Genomic DNA, 1,371 nt, shown 5'->3' on the forward strand with positions numbered 1-1,371 from the left:
TTCGTGGAGAGTTTCATGTATAGACGGCCCCGCGGGCGCAAGTGTTTTGAACGTGATCTTCATCGGCCGGTGCGTTCATGTATTCGGCCTGTTCGCGCAGCCTTATACATGACTGCTGGCCCTGATGGTGTCCGCGGATCGAGGCCTCATCAACGGGACGCGTTTTGGCGCGCTTAAAACTCTTCGGGCTTTCTCGATCCTCAGCTCTGCCGATTTGCCATCACGCTGTTATTGCACTTGTGCCATCTCATTGTTCGTTAGTTTGTTGATCCTTCACGGCTGAGCGCTCCGGAACACTTCTCCGGTAGAGAGCATCGCCCATATCGTCCGCGCCAGCTTGTTTGCGACCGCGACAGCAACAACCATGGGTCGGCGCCGTTCGAGCAAAGCCTCGATCCACGGACCATCTACGCGGGAGCGGGCCTTTGGATACCGGACCACAGTGCGCGCTCCCAGGACCAACAGATGGCGAAGATACCGGTCACCTTGTTTGGTGATTCCACCGAGCCTGTGTTTGCCCCCCGATGAGTTTTGTCGCGGCGTCAGTCCAAGCCAGGCAGCAAACTCCCGCCCTGATCGAAACGCCGACGGGTCCGGGATGGTCGCTGCAAAGGCCGTCGCGGTAATCGGCCCGATCCCCGGTATGGTCGCAAGCAAACGACAGATAGAATTGGTTTTGTGGATCTCCGCCAACCGGATGTCGATCCTATCGATCTGCCGATTCAGCGCATGCAGTTGCCCGACGAGAGCATCCAAAGCGAAGCACGCATCCTCCGGTAGATCCTCTCGTAGCTCGTCCAGCTTTGCGACGAGGGCATCGACCCGGTGCCTCCCCTGTGGGACGATAACTCCATACTCAGCCAAATGCGCCCGGAAAGCACAAGCTGCCATCGTCCTCTGTCGGACCAAAAGCCCTCGGGCTCTGTGCAGCATCAGAAATGCCTGATCTTCGCGCGATTTGATCGGGACAAAGCGCATGTTGGGACGGGTAACCGCTTCACAAATGGCAGCCGCATCAGTGGCGTCATTCTTCGCCCCCCGGCGCACGAAGGGCTTGACGTAACCTGGAGGAATGAGGCGCACGTCATGGCCGAGCCCCTGCAACTGGCGGGCCCAGTTGTGGGCTGTCGCACACGCCTCAATACCGATCAGGCAAGAGGGCAACGACTCGAAGTAAGGCATAAGCTCATGACGCGTAAGTCGCTTGCTGTCGAGCGTTCTGCCGGACGCGTCGGCGACATGGACGTGAAACACGTTCTTGGCCAGATCAAGGCCCACGGTAGCTGGGTTCATGGGAATGCTCCTTCTGCAAAGTAGGACCAGTATACGGTCCCTTCTCAGGAGCGGGGCCGTCTTCCCCATCAACGGCCG

1 protein-coding gene is annotated in these 1,371 nt (G+C 58.8%); it reads right to left on the minus strand.

Annotated elements, in window-relative coordinates; genetic code table 11:
• Positions 1–273: 273 nt before the first annotated feature.
• The gene (locus tag BMI87_RS21795) at positions 274–1,293 is read right to left on the minus strand and encodes an IS110 family transposase (RefSeq protein ID WP_078523541.1); all 1,020 of its coding nucleotides are present in this window, start codon (positions 1,291–1,293) and stop codon (positions 274–276) included.
• Positions 1,294–1,371: the final 78 nt, after the last annotated feature.

This window comes from Thioclava sp. F28-4 (assembly GCF_002020045.1).
Lineage (GTDB): Bacteria > Pseudomonadota > Alphaproteobacteria > Rhodobacterales > Rhodobacteraceae > Thioclava > Thioclava sediminum.

Bases quoted from the DNA above. Each gene is read 5' to 3' on its own strand.
- BMI87_RS21795 (WP_078523541.1), bottom strand. From the start codon at position 1,293: ATGAACCCAGCTACCGTGGGCCTTGATCTGGCCAAGAACGTGTTTCAC.